Genomic DNA, 12365 nt, shown 5'->3' on the forward strand with positions numbered 1-12365 from the left:
GGCTCTTCGGTTAGCGATGGGCGCTAGGTGCGGCTAGTGCACGGGCGGCGGCGACATCCGCATTGATCGCCGTTTTCAACGCCTCAAGGGAGGCGAAACGCTGCTCTTCACGCAGCTTCTGGTGGAAAACCACCGTCAAACGCCGGTCATACAGATCACCGGCAAAATCCAGCAGGTGTACTTCCAGGTGGGCCTTGCCATCACCTGCAACCGTGGGCCTGACGCCTATGTTGGCGACTCCGGGCCACGATTGGCCGTCGATGTCGACGCTCACCAGGTAGACCCCGGTCAGCGGCACACGACGGCGCTTGAGTTGCACGTTGGCGGTTGGCGTGCCCAATTGGCGCGCCAGCTTCTGGCCGTGCAAGACCCGCCCGGCAATGCGGAACGGGCGACCGAGCAAACGCTCGGCCAAGGCGAAGTCGGCAGCAGCCAGGGCGTTACGCACCTGGGTACTGCTCACGCGCAGGCCGTCCAGTTCGACGGTTTGCGCGGCTTCGACGGTAAAACCCTGGTTGACGCCCGCGTGTTGCAGGAAATCGAAATCCCCGACACGGTCGCAACCGAAGCGGAAATCGTCACCGACCTCCAAATGCTGCACGCCCAGGCCATCGACCAGAATACGGTCGACGAACTCGGCAGCGCTCAGGCTTTGCAAACGCTGGTTGAAGGCCAGGCAGAGGACACGGTCCACGCCCTCTTCAGCCAGCAATTGCAGCTTGTCCCGCAGACGGGCCAGGCGGGCTGGCGCGGTTTCGGGGGTGAAGTATTCCCGCGGCTGTGGCTCGAAAATCACCACGCAGCTGGGCACGCCCAACTCGACCGCGCGTTCGCGCAGCCGAGCCAGGATAGCCTGGTGGCCACGGTGAACACCGTCAAAGTTGCCAATAGTGGCGACGCAGCCCCGATGCTCGGGGCGCAGGTTGTGGAGACCTCGAACCAGCTGCATAACGCGCTTCTTGCTCATAAAGTGGTCGATTATAACCACACCCGGCCCCGGACGACAGGCAACAGCACAGGCCAAATGGATCGAATCGATAAAACAACGGTTTTATCGCGGCAAACTCTCTAGCCCAGGGACTTGCGATTGAAATCCCGCAGGCGGAAGCCCTGCAGCAGCAACATCCCGAAGTACACCACCACGCCCGCGACGACCAACACGCCAAGACGCATGAAGCGCTCCAGCATATGGCCTTCATCCCACGCCGGCATGAAGTGCATCAGGCCCAGCAGCACGGCCGACATCATGGCCACCGCCACCAGCAACTTGAGGGCAAACAGGCCCCAGCCTGGCTGCGGCTGGAACATCTGCTGCTTACGTAATTGGTAAAACAACAGCCCGGCGTTGATGCACGCACCCGCACTGATTGCCAGGGCCAGGCCGGCGTGGGCCAACGGGCCGATAAACACCAGGTTGAGCAGTTGCGTGACGATCAGCGTGAATATCGCGATTTTCACCGGCGTACGGATGTTCTGTTGGGCATAGAAGCCGGGAGCCAGCACTTTGATCACGATAATGCCAAGCAGGCCGACGGAATAGGCGACCAGCGCGTGCTGGGTCATCAAGGCGTCATGGGCATCGAACTGGCCGTATTGAAACAGCGACACGGTCAACGGCTCGGCCAGGATCCCCAGCGCCAGGGCACATGGCAGCACCAATACAAAGCACAGGCGCAGGCCCCAGTCGAGAATGCGTGAATACTCCTGGCGATCCTTGCTGGCATAGGTGCGCGCCAGGGTCGGCAGCAGAATCGTGCCCAACGCCACGCCCAGCACGCCGGACGGTAACTCCATCAGACGGTCGGCGTAGTACATCCACGACACCGAGCCGGACACCAGCAGCGAGGCGAACGCCGTATTGATGATCAGGGAAATCTGGCTGACCGACACGCCGAGGATCGCCGGCAGCATATTGCGCATCACGCGCCATACGCCGGTGTCCTTGAGGTTCAGGCGCGGCAGTACAAGCATGCCGATCTTTTTCAAGTGCGGCAGTTGGTAGAGCAATTGCGCCAGGCCGCCGGCCAGTACGGCCCAGCCCAGGGCCATCACCGGTGGATCGAAGTAAGGCGTGAGGAACAGCGCGAAGATGATCATGCTGACGTTCAGCAGGGTCGGCACGAAGGCCGGCACCGAGAAACGGTTCCAGGTGTTGAGGATCGCCCCGGCCAGGGAGGACAGGGAGATCAGCAATATATAAGGAAAGGTCACCCGCAGCAGGTCGGTGGTCAGCGCAAATTTTTCCGGTGTATTGGCAAAACCAGGCGCCGTGGCCCAGATCACCCAGGGCGCGGCGAGCATGCCGAGGACGGTCACCAGCATCAAAACAAGGGTCAACAAGCCTGAGACGTAGGCAATAAAGGTGCGGGTGGCTTCTTCGCCCTGCTGGGTCTTGTATTCGGCCAGGATCGGCACGAAGGCCTGGGAAAACGCGCCTTCGGCAAAGATCCGCCGCAGCAGGTTGGGCAGTTTGAAGGCAATAAAGAAGGCATCCGTGGCCATGCTGGCGCCGAAAATACGCGCCAGCAGCGTGTCGCGCACAAACCCCAGAACCCGGGAGATCATCGTGATAGAGCTGACGGCGGCCAACGATTTGAGCAGATTCATTGAAAGAGTTTGCGCCTTTAGATAAAGAGCAGGCGAACAAAGCGCCTACTTATGCGATACTGCGCGCCTGCAACAGCACAGAGCCAAAGCTCGCGAGTTTACAGGTCAAGCGCCGGAAATAAATCACCCGCCTCTTCAGATCGACCACTCAGCAGTTCGCATCAGCCGCCCTTGACAACACATCAAGTCATCGGCATGATTCGCGGCCTATTTTGTTTGCTATTTCCTAAAAAGTCTTTCGAGGAGCTCGACGGTGGCCAACACACCTTCCGCCAAAAAACGTGCAAAACAGGCTGAGAAGCGTCGCAGCCACAACGCCAGCCTGCGTTCCATGGTTCGTACCTACATCAAGAATGTAGTTAAAGCCATCGACACCAAAGACGCTGAAAAAGCTCAAGCAGCTTACGTTCTGGCTGTGCCAGTTATCGACCGCATGGCCGATAAAGGCATCATCCACAAGAACAAGGCCGCTCGTCATAAGAGCCGCCTGAATGGCCACATCAAGGCTTTGAGCGTTCCTGCTGCTGCCTAAGTGGTAACAACTGCAACGCGACCCAGGTTGCGAAACAGTTAAGAAATGCCCCGTACCGAAAGGTCCGGGGCATTTTTGTTTGTGCCTGTGGCGAGCCTGAGTCACTTTTCGAGCACAAAAAAAAAACGCCCCGAACCAGTCGGGGCGTTTTTGCTACCTATTGATCAAACCACAATCAATGGTGATGACCGCCTTCACCGTGGACGTGGCCGTGGGCCACTTCTTCCTGGGAAGCGTCGCGGATGGCAACGATCTTCACTTGGAAGTTCAGACGCTGGCCAGCCAGTGGGTGGTTGCCGTCGACGGTCACGTCGTCGCCATCCAGATCACGGATGGTCACGATCTGCATTTGGCCATCCGGCGCGGAAGCGTGGAACTGCATGCCCACTTCCAGCTCGTCAACGCCTTCGAACATGCTGCGGCTCAGGGTGCTGACCAGTTCGGCCGAGTACTCGCCGTAGGCATCTTCAGGTTCTACGGCAACGGTCAGCTCATCACCGACGTTCTTGCCTTCCAGAGCCTTTTCCAGGCCTGGGATGATGTTACCTGCGCCTTGCAGGTAGACCAGCGGCGCGCCGCCGGCGGAGCTGTCGATGACCTCACCAGCGTCGTTGGTCAGGGTATAGTCGATGGAGACAGCCTTGTTAGCGGCGATCGTCATGGGGCGAGACCTTTTGCATAAGAATGAAGAACGGACAAGTCTAAACAAGGATTTGCCCGAAAGCGAACAGAACCCGGACAGACGGGACCGATCAACGGCATCCTTCATCATCGGGTTCCATCAGGATGACGACCAGCACTGGGTCGCGGAGCTGTCCTGTGGCCACACCCAGCACCTGCGCCACCAGCCACCCTGGCAGTCCCGCGCCTGGGTACTCGACCCCGCGCAACGCCTTGAAAAAATAGGCCAGCCCTTTGCCTGCGGCTGGTGTGCGCAAGCACACGAATAACGATAACCTTGGCGCCTGATTCCCGGTAGACGTTCAACCATAGAACCTCACCGAAGCCATGCACCTTCAGAGAATTCGCATGCAGACTTTTTTTATCGCGCCCACCGATTTTGGTGTGGGTCTGACCTCCATCAGCCTTGGGCTGGTGCGTACCCTTGAGCGGGCCGGGCTGAAAGTCGGGTTCTTCAAGCCGATTGCCCAACCGCACCCCGGAGATACCGGTCCCGAGCGCTCCACCGAACTGGTGGCGCGCACCCATGGCCTCAAGCCGCCACAGCCCCTGGGCCTGGCCCACGTAGAGCGCATGCTCGGCGACGGCCAGCTCGACGAGCTGCTTGAAGAGATCATCACGCTGTACCAGCAAGCCGCCGTGGGCAAGGACGTACTGATCGTCGAAGGCATGGTGCCGACCCGCAGCGCCAGCTATGCAGCGCGGGTCAACCTGCACCTGGCCAAGAGCCTCGACGCAGAAGTGATCCTGGTCTCGGCCCCGGAAAACGAAGTGCTCACCGAACTCTCCGGCCGCGTGGAATTGCAGGCCCAACTGTTCGGCGGCCCGAAAGACCCCAAAGTGCTCGGCGTGATCCTCAACAAGGTGCGCACCGACGAAAGCATGGAAGCCTTCGCGGCGCGCCTCAAAGAGCATTCGCCCCTGTTGCGCAGCGGCGATTTCCGCCTGCTCGGCTGCATTCCCTATCAACCGGAACTCAACGCACCGCGCACCCGCGACGTGGCCGACCTGATGGGCGCGCAGATCCTCAACGCCGGCGACTACGAAACCCGGCGCATGACCAAGATCATCATCTGCGCCCGCACCATGCGTAACACCGTGGAGCTGCTCAAGCCCGGCGTACTGGTGGTGACCCCTGGCGACCGCGACGACATCATCCTCGCTGTCAGCCTCGCCGCGATCAACGGCGTGCCCCTGGCCGGCCTATTGCTGACCAGCGACACCCTGCCCGACCCGCGCATCATGGAGTTGTGCCGTGGCGCGTTCCAGGCCGGGCTGCCGGTGTTGTCAGTGAGCACCGGTTCCTACGACACGGCGAACCAGCTCAACAGCCTCAACAAGGAAATCCCGATTGATGACCGCGAACGTGCGGAGATCATCACCGACTTCGTCGCCAGCCATCTAGATGCGCGCTGGTTGCATCAGCGTTGCGGCACGCCACGGGAGATGCGCCTGTCGCCGGCGGTGTTCCGCTACCAGCTGATCCAGCGCGCCCAGGCCGCCAACAAGCGCATCGTGCTGCCCGAAGGCAGCGAGCCGCTGACTGTGCAAGCCGCCGCGATCTGCCAGGCGCGGGGCATTGCGCGCTGCGTGTTGCTGGCCAAGCCGGCGGACGTGGAAGCGGTCGCCCGCGCCCAGGGCATCGAATTGCCCGAAGGCCTGGAGATTCTCGACCCGGACCTGATCCGCCAACGCTACGTCGAACCCATGGTCGCGCTGCGCAAGAGCAAGAGCCTCAACGCGCCGATGGCCGAGCAGCAGCTGGAAGACACCGTGGTGATCGCCACCATGATGCTTGCGCTGGACGAAGTGGACGGCCTGGTGTCCGGCGTCATCCACTCCACCGCCAATACCATCCGCCCTGCCCTGCAGCTGATCAAAACGGCGCCGGGCTGCACGCTGGTGTCGTCGGTGTTCTTCATGCTGTTCCCCGAGCAGGTGCTGGTGTACGGCGACTGCGTGATGAACCCGCACCCAAGCGCCGCCGAATTGGCGGAGATCGCGTTGCAAAGTGCCGACTCGGCGGCGGCATTCGGCATCACGCCGCGCGTGGCGATGATCAGCTATTCCAGCGGCGACTCGGCCAGCGGCGAGGAAGTGGAGAAAGTCCGCGAAGCCACCCTGCTCGCCCACGAACAGCAAAGCTCGTTGCTGATCGACGGGCCGCTGCAATACGACGCCGCCGCCAACGAAAACGTCGCCCGGCAACTGGCGCCCAACAGCCAGGTCGCCGGCAAGGCCACCGTATTCGTGTTCCCCGACCTCAACACCGGCAACACCACGCACAAGGCCGTGCAGCGCAGCGCCGATTGCGTGAGCCTGGGGCCAATGCTCCAAGGCCTGCGCAAACCGGTCAACGACCTGCCGCGCGGCGCCCAGGTAGACGACATCGTGTACACCATCGCGCTCACCGCGATCCAAGCCGCCAACCGACCTATGGATATCTAAATGCTGGATTTTCTACCTGCCGCCGTGCGCGGGGTGATCGCTTCGTTGTTGTTGGCACTGAACACGATCCTGTTGTGCTCGTTCCTGTTCATCGTCGCGCTGTTCAAGGCGTTGCCGTTTGCCAAGCGCTTCAGTGAATGGCTGATGAACCACACCCATGAAGCCTGGGTGACCAACAATAAAGGCTGGATGAACCTGGTGCGGCGCACGCGCTGGCACCTCACCGGCCTGGAAGGGCTGGACTATCAGCACTCGTACCTGGTGACCAGCAACCACCAGAGCTGGGTCGACATCATGGTGCTGCAATACGTGCTGAACCGGCGGATTCGTCCGCTGAAGTTCTTCCTGAAACAGGAGCTGATCTGGGTGCCGGTGATTGGTTTGGCCTGGTGGGCTTTGGGCTTTCCGTTCATGAAGCGCTACACCAAGGCCTACCTGGAAAAACACCCGGAAAAGAAAGGCAAGGACCTGGAAACCACCCGCAAGACCTGTGCGAAGTTTCGCGACAACCCGGTGGGCATTTTCAACTTTGCCGAAGGCACACGGTTTACCCCGGGCAAGCATGCGCAGCAAAAGTCGCCGTTCCGTTATCTGCTCAAGCCTAAAGCCGGTGGCATTGCGTTTGTGCTGGATGCGATGGGTGAGCAGTTGAAGTCATTGGTCAACGTGACCATTCACTACCCCGCCGGTCGCCCTGGGTATTGGGATTTGCTATGCGGGAATGTGCAGGATGTGGTGGTGCAGTTCGAAGAAGTGCAGATCCCGGCCGCGTTCATTGGCAAGAATTATGAGCAAGATGGGGAGTACCGGACGGCGTTCCAGGGTTGGATCAACCGGTTGTGGGAAGACAAGGATGCGCTGCTGGATCGGCTGCACACCGAATTCCCAGGCAAACAGTGATCAAAATGTGGGAGCTGGCTTGCCTGCGAAGGCGGTGGGTCAGCTGTATATGTATCAACTGACAGGCCGCTTTCGCAGGCAAGCCAGCTCCCACATTGACCGAGTTCGATCTTGAGAATGTACAAAGCCCGCCACCGAGTGATCGGTGGCGGGCTTTTTTTGTGCGCGCGATACTTAGATCGCGCCGCGCTGACGCAACAGCTCCAGCACTTGCTTGACGCTTTCTTCCAACGACAAGGCCTGGGTGTCGATCACCAGGTCGGCATTCAACGGCACGTCGTACGGGAAGGACTCGCCAGGGATGTTATCCCCACCCGCCGCGTACAGGCCCTGCGGATCACGCTCGGCGCACACCAACGGCGACGCTTGCACGTAGACGGTCAGCAAACGATCACTGCCAATCAGCGCTTTGGCCTGTTCGCGGCCTTCGGCATCCGGCGCCACAAACGCGGCCAGGGTCAGCAGGCCCGCTTCGTTGAACTGACGCGCCACGTGCGCGGCACGACGCCAGTTCTCGGTACGCCCAGCCCGGTCCTGCGGCAAGCCCTTGTTCAGGTCATGACGCAGGTTCTGGCCATCAAGCACGAACACCGCACGGCCCATGTCGAACAGCTTGCGCTCAACCGCGTAGGCCAAGGTGCTCTTGCCGGCGCCCGACAGGCCACTGAACAACACGGTGGCCGGTTGCTGGCCAAAGCGCAGTGCGCGTTCTTCGGTGGCGACGTGAGCCAACTTGCCGTGCTGCGCCGAGCTGCCATGGGTGACCGGCGGCGCGATGATCATGCCCGCTGCCACGGTGCCGTTGGTCAACCGGTCGATAACAATGAACGCGCCCGTGGTGCGGTTGCTGTCGTAACCGTCCAGGGCGATGGCGGCGTCGAGGCTGACCTTGACCCGGCCAATTTCGTTCAGTTGCAGCGAACTCGCCGGACCTTCGGCCAGGGTGTTCACATCCACGCGGTGCACGATGCTGGTGATGGAACCCGGCACGTAGCTGGTGGCGCGCTTGATGTCGTATTTCTTGCCCGGCAGCATCGGCTCTTCGGCCATCCACACCAGCATGGCGTCGAAGGCGTCGGTCACTTGCGGCACGTTGTCGGCGTGTACCAGCAGGTCGCCACGGGAGATGTCGATCTCGTCTTCCATGGTCAGGGTCACGGCCTGGCCTGGGCCGGCGTGTTCCAACTCACCTTCAAAGGTGACGATGGATTTGACGCGGCTGCTCTTGCCCGACGGCAGCACCACGACTTCGTCGCCCTTGTGCACGATGCCGCTGGCCAGGGTGCCGGCAAAACCACGGAAGTTCAGGTTCGGACGGTTCACGTACTGCACCGGGAAACGCAGGTCGGTGTAGTTGCGGTCGTTGGCGATCTCGACGGTTTCGAGGATCTCCATCAGCGACTGCCCGGTGTACCAAGGCGAACGCTCGCTCTTGTTGACCACGTTGTCGCCCTTGAGCGCCGACATTGGCACGAACGCCAGGGTGCTCGGCTTGAACGCGATACCGTCGGCGAACTTCAGGTAATCGGCCTTGATCTGCTCGAATACGCTCTGGTCGAAGCCGTTGATGTCCATCTTGTTGACGGCCACCACGATGTGCTTGATGCCCAGCAACGAGGCGATGAAGCTGTGGCGCCGGGTCTGGGTCTGCACGCCATAACGCGCGTCAATCAGGATGATCGCCAGGTCACAGGTGGACGCGCCGGTGGCCATGTTGCGGGTGTACTGCTCATGGCCGGGGGTGTCGGCGATGATGAATTTGCGCTTGGCGGTGGAGAAGTAGCGGTAGGCAACGTCGATGGTGATGCCTTGCTCACGCTCGGCCTGCAGGCCGTCGACCAGCAGTGCCAGGTCGATATCATCGCCGGTGGTGCCGGACTTCTTCGAATCGCGGGTGATGGCTTCCAGGTGATCTTCGTAGATCATCTTGGAGTCGTGCAGCAGGCGCCCGATCAGGGTGCTCTTGCCGTCGTCGACGTTGCCGCAGGTCAGGAAGCGCAACATTTCCTTGCGCTCGTGCTGGCCCAGGTAGGCGAGGATGTCCTCGCTGATCAAATCAGATTGATGCGACATGACAGCCCCTTAGAAATAGCCTTGACGTTTTTTATCTTCCATCGAGCCTGCACCATCGTGGTCGATGACACGGCCCTGGCGCTCGGAAGTTCGCGTCAGGAGCATTTCCTGAATGATGTCCGTCAGCGTCTCGGCTTCGGACTCCACCGCGCCCGTCAACGGGTAGCAGCCAAGGGTACGGAAACGTACTTTCTTTTTGACGATTCGGGCTTTGTCTTCGTCGGACAGGTGCTCGAGGATGCGGTCGTCGTCGATCATGATCAACGTGCCGTTCTTCTCGATCACTTCACGCTCGGCGGCGAAGTACAGCGGCACGATCGGGATGCCTTCGAGGTAGATGTACTGCCAGATGTCCAGCTCGGTCCAGTTGGACAGCGGGAACACACGGATCGACTCGCCCTTGTTGACGTTGCCGTTGTAGACGTTCCACAGCTCGGGACGCTGGTTTTTCGGGTCCCAGCGGTGTTTGCTGTCGCGGAATGAATACACGCGCTCTTTGGCGCGGGATTTCTCTTCATCGCGACGGGCACCGCCGAAAGCGGCGTCGAAACCATGTTTGTCCAACGCCTGCTTGAGGCCTTCGGTCTTCATGATGTCGGTGTGCTTGGCGCTGCCGTGGGTGAAGGGGTTGATGCCCTGCGCCACGCCGTCCGGGTTCACGTGGGTGATCAAGTCCAGGCCCAGCTCCTCGACCATCTTGTCGCGGAACTTGTACATCTCCTGGAATTTCCAGCGGGTGTCGACGTGCATCACCGGGAACGGCAGTTTGCCCGGGAAGAAGGCCTTGCGTGCCAGGTGCAGCATCACGGCGGAGTCTTTACCGATCGAGTAGAGCATCACCGGGTTGTCGAACTCGGCGGCGACCTCGCGGATGATGTGGATGCTTTCCGCCTCCAGCTGTTTCAGATGCGTCAGTTTGTCGACCATGGTTACTCACGGAAAAACGATCTTATGGACGGCCAGCGGGCCGTGTTCGAGCGGGGCATGCTAGCACAGCACCTGCTTCTATTCAGGGAGCCAGCTAGATCGAAACGGTATATGAATATACCCCCAGGTTTGGCCCTCAAATCGGGTTGGGGCAATCGATGAACAGATGCTCCAGGGCAAAGCGCCGCGCCAGGTAATCGCCCAGGGCCTGTACGCCGTAGCGCTCGGTGGCGTGGTGGCCGGCGGCAATGAAGCTGATGTCGTTTTCGCGAGCGCTGTGGAAGGTCTGCTCGGAGGCTTCGCCGCTCAGGTACAGGTCGACGCCAGCGGCAATCGCCTGGTCGATGTAGCCCTGGCCACCGCCGGTGCACCAGCCGACACGGCGGATCATGTCGCTGCCTTCGATCAGCAGCGGTTCGCGGCCCATGACTTCCTGCACGCGGCGCGCGAAATCACGGGGCGACAGGGGCTCAGCGAGGGAGCCGACCAGGCCGACGATCTTGGGGTTGCTCGGGTCCAGCGGGCCTTCGACGGTGATGTCGAGTTGACGGGCGAGTTGCACGTTGTTGCCGACGTCGGGGTGCAGGTCCAGCGGCAGGTGGTAGGCCAACAGGCTGATGTCGTGCTTGAGCAGGGTCTTGAGGCGACGCTGCTTCATGCCGGTGATGCAGGGGTTTTCGCCTTTCCAGAAATAGCCGTGGTGTACCAGGATCAGATCGGCCTGGGCTTCGACGGCCGCGTCCAGCAGGGCTTGGCTCGCGGTCACGCCACTGACGATGCGCATCACTTGCGGGCGGCCCTCGACCTGCAGGCCATTGGGGCAATAATCGGCAATTTTGGCACTGCCGAGGTAGCGGTCCGCTTCCTCGACGAGGGTGGTAAGGGGGACGGCCATAAAAGACTCCTAAATATCCCGTTCGCAGGCGTCACAGCCTCGTATAATGCGCGACATTATGGGCGCTCTCTCGCCCCCTGCAACCTGTCAGGACTTACTTGATGCTCAAGGCGCTGCGTTTTTTTGGATGGCCATTGTTGGCTGGCGTGCTGATCGCGATGCTGATTATTCAGCGTTACCCGCAACTGGTGGGCCTGCCCAGCCTGGATGTGAACCTGCAACAGGCACCGCAGACCAGCGCGGTGGTGCAAGGCCCGGTGACCTACGCCGATGCGGTCACCATCGCCGCCCCGGCGGTGGTCAACCTTTACACGACCAAGGTCATCAACAAACCGGCGCACCCGTTGTTCGAAGATCCGCAGTTCCGCCGCTACTTCGGCGACAACGGGCCCAAGCAGCGGCGCATGGAATCCAGCCTGGGTTCGGGCGTGATCATGAGCCCAGAAGGCTACATCCTCACCAACAACCATGTGACCACCGGCGCCGACCAGATCGTGGTGGCCCTGCGTGACGGCCGCGAAACCCTGGCCCGCGTGGTGGGCAGCGACCCGGAAACCGACCTCGCGGTACTCAAGATCGACCTGAAAAGCCTGCCGTCCATCACCCTCGGCCGCTCCGATGGCTTGCGCGTCGGTGATGTGGCGCTGGCCATCGGCAACCCGTTCGGTGTGGGCCAGACCGTGACCATGGGCATTATCAGCGCCACCGGGCGTAATCAGTTGGGCCTGAACAGCTACGAAGATTTCATCCAGACCGACGCCGCGATCAACCCGGGTAACTCCGGCGGTGCGCTGGTGGATGCCAATGGCAACCTGACCGGTATCAACACGGCGATTTTCTCCAAGTCCGGCGGCTCACAGGGCATTGGTTTTGCGATCCCGGTGAAGCTGGCGATGGAAGTGATGAAGTCGATCATCGAGCACGGCCAGGTGATCCGTGGCTGGTTGGGGATTGAAGTACAGCCGTTGACCAAGGAACTGGCCGAGTCGTTTGGCTTGACCGGACGCCCAGGCATCGTGGTCGCCGGGATCTTCCGCGACGGCCCGGCGCAGAAAGCCGGCCTGCAACTAGGGGATGTGATCCTCAGCATCAATGGTGAACCGGCGGGTGATGGCCGTAAGTCGATGAACCAGGTGGCGCGGATCAAGCCGACCGACAAGGTGGCGATCCAGGTGATGCGCAACGGCAAGGAGATCAAGTTGCTGGCGGAAATCGGTTTGCGTCCACCGCCGGCACCGGTCAAAGAAGAGGAATAAAGCGCCTCGCCCAGGTGCCCATTCGTGGGCACCTGTAAGTTGATGT

11 protein-coding genes are annotated in these 12365 nt (G+C 61.0%); 5 read left to right on the forward strand and 6 right to left on the reverse strand.

The features are described 5' to 3' along the window. Positions 1–10: 10 nt before the first annotated feature. Together ribF and murJ are read right to left on the reverse strand one after the other, a co-directional pair. The gene (gene ribF, locus ACP7BX_RS05810) at positions 11–949 is read right to left on the reverse strand and encodes a bifunctional riboflavin kinase/FAD synthetase (protein WP_010213269.1); all 939 of its coding nucleotides are present in this window, start codon (positions 947–949) and stop codon (positions 11–13) included. A gap of 119 nt (positions 950–1068) precedes the next feature. Beyond that, on the reverse strand, positions 1069–2607 hold the full coding sequence (murJ, locus tag ACP7BX_RS05815) for a murein biosynthesis integral membrane protein MurJ (RefSeq protein ID WP_038844672.1): 1539 nt from the start codon (positions 2605–2607) through the stop codon (positions 1069–1071). A 253-nt stretch (positions 2608–2860) separates the two neighbouring features. Here murJ and rpsT point away from each other — a divergent pair, with 253 nt between their 5' ends. Then, entirely contained in the window at positions 2861–3139 is a 279-nt protein-coding gene (gene rpsT / locus ACP7BX_RS05820; protein WP_003188401.1) for a 30S ribosomal protein S20, read from the forward strand. A 175-nt stretch (positions 3140–3314) separates the two neighbouring features. Here the strand turns inward: rpsT and ACP7BX_RS05825 are convergent, their stop codons facing one another. Further along, entirely contained in the window at positions 3315–3800 is a 486-nt protein-coding gene (locus ACP7BX_RS05825) for an FKBP-type peptidyl-prolyl cis-trans isomerase (RefSeq protein WP_003188398.1), read from the reverse strand. Here ACP7BX_RS05825 and ACP7BX_RS05830 point away from each other — a divergent pair. From ACP7BX_RS05830 to ACP7BX_RS05840, 3 genes are all read left to right on the forward strand, one after another. Continuing rightward, positions 3799–4089: a DUF3565 domain-containing protein gene (locus ACP7BX_RS05830; protein WP_033896987.1), complete on the forward strand. Its 291-nt coding sequence runs from the start codon at positions 3799–3801 to the stop codon at positions 4087–4089. The genes ACP7BX_RS05825 and ACP7BX_RS05830 overlap by 2 nt on opposite strands. A gap of 79 nt (positions 4090–4168) precedes the next feature. After that, complete coding sequence (pta, locus tag ACP7BX_RS05835; RefSeq protein WP_033896986.1) at positions 4169–6268, forward strand: phosphate acetyltransferase; 2100 nt, start codon at positions 4169–4171, stop codon at positions 6266–6268. Further along, positions 6269–7168 (forward strand): acyltransferase, encoded by a 900-nt coding sequence (locus tag ACP7BX_RS05840; protein WP_426128071.1) that lies wholly within the window; start codon positions 6269–6271, stop codon positions 7166–7168. Positions 7169–7342: 174 nt separating this feature from the next. Here ACP7BX_RS05840 and cysN read toward each other — a convergent pair whose 3' ends face one another. From cysN to ACP7BX_RS05855, 3 genes are all read right to left on the reverse strand, one after another. Beyond that, the gene (gene cysN / locus ACP7BX_RS05845; protein ID WP_133074797.1) at positions 7343–9241 is read right to left on the reverse strand and encodes a sulfate adenylyltransferase subunit CysN; all 1899 of its coding nucleotides are present in this window, start codon (positions 9239–9241) and stop codon (positions 7343–7345) included. Positions 9242–9250: 9 nt separating this feature from the next. Then, positions 9251–10168, reverse strand: a complete 918-nt coding sequence (cysD, locus tag ACP7BX_RS05850; RefSeq protein ID WP_005784641.1) for a sulfate adenylyltransferase subunit CysD — start codon at positions 10166–10168, stop codon at positions 9251–9253. Positions 10169–10304: 136 nt separating this feature from the next. Continuing rightward, the gene (locus tag ACP7BX_RS05855; RefSeq protein ID WP_033896983.1) at positions 10305–11063 is read right to left on the reverse strand and encodes a Nif3-like dinuclear metal center hexameric protein; all 759 of its coding nucleotides are present in this window, start codon (positions 11061–11063) and stop codon (positions 10305–10307) included. 101 nt (positions 11064–11164) lie between these two features. Between ACP7BX_RS05855 and algW the strand changes: the two genes are divergently transcribed. Continuing rightward, positions 11165–12319 carry a Do family serine endopeptidase AlgW gene (algW, locus tag ACP7BX_RS05860; protein WP_269132815.1) on the forward strand — a complete coding sequence of 385 codons (1155 nt, stop codon included), beginning with the start codon at positions 11165–11167 and terminating at the stop codon, positions 12317–12319. The last annotated feature ends 46 nt before the right edge of the window (positions 12320–12365 follow it).

Origin of the sequence: Pseudomonas sp. DWP3-1-3b3 (assembly GCF_049896305.1) — a bacterium.
In the GTDB taxonomy this organism is placed as follows: Bacteria; Pseudomonadota; Gammaproteobacteria; order Pseudomonadales; family Pseudomonadaceae; genus Aquipseudomonas; species Aquipseudomonas azotoformans_A.

Excerpts from the sequence above, each read along its gene's own strand:
- ACP7BX_RS05825 (WP_003188398.1), bottom strand. The coding sequence starts at position 3,800 with ATGACGATCGCCGCTAACAAGGCTGTCTCCATCGACTATACCCTGACC.
- ribF (WP_010213269.1), bottom strand. The coding sequence starts at position 949 with ATGCAGCTGGTTCGAGGTCTCCACAACCTGCGCCCCGAGCATCGGGGC.
- algW (WP_269132815.1), top strand. The coding sequence starts at position 11,165 with ATGCTCAAGGCGCTGCGTTTTTTTGGATGGCCATTGTTGGCTGGCGTG.
- cysN (WP_133074797.1), bottom strand. The coding sequence starts at position 9,241 with ATGTCGCATCAATCTGATTTGATCAGCGAGGACATCCTCGCCTACCTG.
- murJ (WP_038844672.1), bottom strand. The coding sequence starts at position 2,607 with ATGAATCTGCTCAAATCGTTGGCCGCCGTCAGCTCTATCACGATGATC.
- cysD (WP_005784641.1), bottom strand. The coding sequence starts at position 10,168 with ATGGTCGACAAACTGACGCATCTGAAACAGCTGGAGGCGGAAAGCATC.
- ACP7BX_RS05855 (WP_033896983.1), bottom strand. The coding sequence starts at position 11,063 with ATGGCCGTCCCCCTTACCACCCTCGTCGAGGAAGCGGACCGCTACCTC.
- ACP7BX_RS05830 (WP_033896987.1), top strand. The coding sequence starts at position 3,799 with ATGGGGCGAGACCTTTTGCATAAGAATGAAGAACGGACAAGTCTAAAC.
- ACP7BX_RS05840 (WP_426128071.1), top strand. The coding sequence starts at position 6,269 with ATGCTGGATTTTCTACCTGCCGCCGTGCGCGGGGTGATCGCTTCGTTG.
- pta (WP_033896986.1), top strand. The coding sequence starts at position 4,169 with ATGCAGACTTTTTTTATCGCGCCCACCGATTTTGGTGTGGGTCTGACC.